Raw genomic sequence first — 5,444 nt, forward strand, 5'->3', positions numbered from 1 at the left:
GGATAAGGCTCTACATCTTCATAGTTTACGTGCAAATGACCGAGTTCACGCCCAGCTGTTACAAACTTCCAAAAATCTTCAGCGCTTTTTACACAAGGGATGCGAGGCAATTCTTTAGAGAGGTTATCAGCATAACGAGCACGATAATCTTCCGAATGTAACAATCCGTAGACGTAATAGAACAAATTATCTTTAGTGATTTTTTCATTCGGATAAGCCGCTTGAAAATGGGCTAATCCTTCATCAGTAATGGCATCACGCCTCTGTAAACCAACTGTTTTACTTTCTTCTGTAGAATTCGCAAATAAATGAGATTGTTTTTCATTTTTGTCTCTTGAAACCGGAGCATCTTCATAGAAATATCGTGGAAAGCATTGACTAGCATTCATCACACCTAAATCAGGCAAATTCTTAGTCATAAGTGCAGAAAAGCCAACCATTGCTCCTATGCCTGTAACTTGTATGATTTTATTTTCAACCGCTTTCTCCATTGGGAATATACGCGGCGTTTGGTAAACTCTCTCATTGAAAGTACGATTATAATAAAGCCACTGTCGTGTAAAAGGGCGATATAAACTTTGCGTGAGGCATGCATCTTCGAATTTAAGAATTTTTCCTCTTACCAATTCTTGTTTAACATTATGGCTCCAGCTAATCTTGCTCTCATCTGCATTGATGAAATTGTTTACAGCATTTGCACGTATTTTATGATCAGCATGTGGATAGGCATCATTAAAACGTTCTACTTCGCTATTATAGAAAGTAATCATATTATCATATTATTTTCTAAAATCTTATAGCTTGAGTTATATGCCCAAGCATCACGGTTTGTTTTTAGACCACAGGAATAAATTTTAAAGAGCTTTTTATCATGTCCTTTTTTAACACCTATAGCTAAAAATTTTTTAAAACTGTCATCACGTTGCTTTATCCAATCCCCATGCTTATCCGGTGTAATTATTTGCCAACCTTGTTTACTCCGTGTAATACCATCAATGCTTTCAAGGGATTCAATCATTGTAAGCTTTTCTTGCCTCGTGAGATAGTCTCCAATATCACGAAAATATATCTTACCACGCTGTTGTGCATTTGGATTTTTTACGAGAATAGAGATAGCTATGGGAGCACGAGATCCTTCACCAAAAATTCCACCACTTTCTTTCTTACGTTGTTCTCCAGAAGTCCGAGCATTTCCCCGTAAATGGAAAATATAAAGGCTGCTAAATTCCTCAACGAGGCATTTTCGTAAACTATCCATAGAGTGCCCACTAACAAAGCTTGCGTTTGTGACAAAACCAATAATACCATGGTCTTTTATACGGTCACTTGCCCAGCGGATAGCACGGATATAACTGTCATAAAGTGCTCGTATATTCGTTACTTTCGATTGAGCAGCATAAGTTTCACTGATCCGTTTATCTAAAATAGGATAAGAAGTATTCTTTGCATTATCGTTTTCGCTCTTTTGCCCCACGGAATAAGGAGGATTGCCGAAGATAACTTCAATATTGAGGTTTTTCTGAAGTTCTAAATATTCACTGTTTTCCTCTAATAAACCTTTCATCAAATCTTGTTTTTCCAGCATCCGGAATGTATCGGTTAAACCAATATGTTTGAAAGGAATATACTCTCCTTTCTTCAAACTATGATAAGTCGATTCAATGTTAATGGCTGCTATGTAATAAGCCAGTAAAACAATCTCATTGGCATGGATATCATGACGGAACTTATATTCCATATCCTCTGGTTTTATGAGATTTGATTGTAAAAGCCTTGTGATAAAGGTACCCGTTCCAGTGAAAGGGTCAAGAATAGAAACTCCACGTGACCCCAAGCTTTTTCCAAACTCATTACGCAACACATCATCAACAGAATGAATGATAAAATCGACAACCTCAACGGGGGTATAAACAATGCCAAGCCTATCCGTTGTCTTCTTAAAAGCTTTGGTAAAAAAATCTTCGTAAAGTTTGATAATAAGATTTTGTCTTGCCTGTGGTTCGGTAATGCCAGAGGCACGGAACTTTACGCTGTCATAAAACTCTTGTAATTCTTTGGATTCTTCCTCAATATTGGTTTTATCGAGTTCTGTTAAGATTTTTTCCATTGCTTGCGAAATGGCATTATTTTGTACAAATTCATTGCCTTCAAACAAGGCTTCAAACACGGGACGCGTCACAAGATGTTGCGCTAACATCTCAATCGCTTCTTCTTGCTTTATCTCACTGTTTAAGTTGTTTTTTAATTCTTTATAAAACGCATCAAAGGCATGATAAGCTTCGCTTGTTTGATCAGAAAGCATAGTTTGAAGGCGTGTGATATGGTTTTGTGCAATCTCAGCAACATTGCCAGCCCAAATGCCCCAATAATCACTCATAGTAGATTTTTTAACAATCAGTGTTTTGAGAGCATTGGGAAACTCAACAAAAAAGGGCAATCTTCCTTGTCCTTCATATGTTTGGTGCGGTTCATGAGCTTGTGTCCCAATACAAAGTCCGGATTTTTCTGATTTTTCGTGGAGCGGGATTTCGTCAATAACCGTGGTGACATTCTCTAATTCGGTCTTTTTAGAAACTGTAACAATGTCGATGATAGAGCTTACGTCTTGTCCTAAGACCATCTGGTTAAGGGTTTTACTAAAATTCTCATCATGGGCAAGCAAAGCATTGAGAACTTGCCAGACAACACTGTATCTCTTATTGTTTTTTAATGCCTCTTCTGGTGAAACACCAGCAGGAACACCAACCGGCAAAATGATATAGCCCATCTTTTTGCCTTTTGCACGACGCATCACACGTCCCACTGCTTGTATCACATCCACTTGGCTTTTACGCGGGTGTAAAAACATAACCGCATCAAGGGAAGGAACATCAACACCTTCTGAAAGGCAGCGTACATTGGTTAATATACGGCAGACATTCTCACCCGCATCTTCTTTCAACCAATCAAGTTTTATCGTACGGTTTTTGGCACCAGATTTTCCATTAATATGATCTACTTGACAGTTAAGAGGGGGAATATTTTTATGGTTTTCATGAAGATTACGTAAATCTTTCTTAACTTCTTCATCGTTGAATGTTCTACATATGCGTTCAGAAGTATCAATATCTCTACAAAAAGCCAAAGCCCGATGCATGGGTCTTGTATCATCCCCAAGATCAATTTTCAGATCCATTTTGGTAAGAGCTTGATAACAACCCATGATCTTTGTTCTATCATCAAGAATAAGTTCATAATTCTCATCTGTCATCAGATGCTGGATAGATTTACTCACTTCTCCTTCATCAACACCTAAAACGATAATCTTGTAAGGCGTTAAAAGTCCATTTTTTACAGCATGGGAGAAACTATAAGAATAAAGGATTTTTCCATAAAGCTCTTCATCATCCATAGAAGCCAGAACGGCATCAATCTCATTAGCTTGTTTTTTGGCATTATCACTAAAGATACGAGGTGTTGCTGTCATATACAGACGTTTCTTGCCCCGAATAAGGCTATTATTATGAACCTTGATAAACTCAGATTCACTCTTGTCTGTTCCTAATACAGCTCCAGTGGTACGGTGTGCTTCATCACAAATGATCAGATCAAATTCCGGTAAAGCATATTTCTTTTGCGCATCCGAAATCACTTGGATCGAATGGTAGGTAGCAAAGACCACTGTCATGGCATCAGGAGAAGTCTTATTGGCTTTTTCTCCAAGCTTTTGAGAATCTGTTGTTGCTGGTAGAGCGAGATCCGAGACATCGAGTTCGGCAGCATCATCTTGGGCTTTACGACGCTTGCCAACTTGTGTATCAGAACACACCGCAAAGGAACGCAAGGGTATTGCTGTATCTGCTGTCCATTCTCTTATTGTTTGTGACATTAAAGAAAGAGAGGGGACAAGGAATAAAACATGTTTACCTTGACCAGCAAGAGCTTCTGCTATCTTCAGACTGGTAAAGGTCTTTCCCGTTCCACACGCCATAATCAGCTTGCCGCGGTCTGCTTCTTGTAAACCGTCACAAACAGCTTTAAGCGCTTCTTGTTGATGATCTAAAAGCTTTTTTGGTTCTTTTTTCTTAAGAGTAGCTTCCCCTTTGCTTTCAAAGGTTGACCAATCTATTTGACTGTTTTCCAGATCAAAAAGATTAATCCGTTGAATGCGGACTCCTTGTCCTTCACAGGTGAGATCGGCATTGTTACTCCAATTACCTTCGGTGCTATCAACCAGAATACGGCGTGTGAAGATCTTTTTTCCCGAGGCAGCAATAAAGCTATCAATATCTTCTTTCTTGATCTGATGATTTGCACTATAAAACTTACATTGAATAGCGGCATATCCTTCTTCATCACGAATTTTAGCAACCAGATCAATGCCGATATCACGCCCATCTTCCCCATGCTCTTTTGCCCATTCACAATAGGTTTGAACCTTTTCATATTCTTGGCATTGTAGAGGGTCTTGCGTCAAATAAGCAATTACAAACTTTTCAAAAGAAGTTCCTCTATCGCGCGCACTTTCTGTATGATCACGGTAGGATTGTAACAGAGAGCGTAATGTCAGTGGTTTGTTATGAGATTGAAGCATTTATAATAAAACCCCACCGCTTTATAAGCGTTGATCTATCGATGTCAAAAAACTTTAAATAGAATCCGCTAGATCTATTTAAAACAAATAGCAATAATAAAATAAAAAAAGACCCACAACCTGCTTAAAAAGAAATTTTATTAAAGGCTACTTATCCACAGCCTATGACATGAGGTAAGATCAGCAAAATAGTGAAATTTGCTGTTCGTTTTATGGAAAAAAGACAAATTTGATATGTGCTTTTAAGATATCAGAATGTATGTTTTGATAGGCTTTTATTGCTTGCTTTGTAAGAAAGATAAAAAGCATATACCCCCCCTATACCCCCAAAACCCCTACAAAACCTATGCTATAAGTTGAATTTACAGGTTGTAATGTTGATATAGATTGTTTTTTGAAAAGTTGATAAAAATTAACATATTGAAATATAATGACTTTTATTTTGATTTTTAAAATATATAAAGAGGGGAATAAAAAGCACCTCCAAAACCCCCAAAACCTCCAAAACCAATAGATGGGAAATGTTTTGAAGGTTTCATTTTATGAATACATAAGTTATATGTTTTATTGGAATTTAAAATTCATTCATTGAAATGTTTTATGACTTTTCACTAAGGGGTGCCATTCATAGCGTATGGTAGGTCGACCGCCTTGGGAGTTATTGTCTCCAGAGATTTCACGAATATAATTGCAACGGCATAAAAGCTCTAAAGCTTGCTTCACAGCTTCATTGTCTTTTAAACATTTCCAATCACGTTTATAAACATCCCGTGCAGTAAAAACATTAGGTAAATAATCACAGCGCTTGACAAGCAAGTTTGCACTTTCTGTTGCTAATGTATCATGCGCCGCATAAAGACGTTTGGCATGA

At 37.6% G+C, this 5,444-nt stretch carries 2 pseudogenes; both read right to left on the reverse strand.

Annotated features, from left to right (window positions below):
• A pseudogene (locus ACFINL_RS09290) lies at positions 1-4,573 on the reverse strand (DEAD/DEAH box helicase); the annotation flags it as partial.
• Between the two features lie 585 nt (positions 4,574-5,158).
• A pseudogene (locus ACFINL_RS09295) lies at positions 5,159-5,444 on the reverse strand (hypothetical protein); the annotation flags it as partial.

Origin of the sequence: Bartonella sp. AA78NXGY (assembly GCF_042197005.1) — a bacterium.
Lineage (GTDB): Bacteria > Pseudomonadota > Alphaproteobacteria > Rhizobiales > Rhizobiaceae > Bartonella.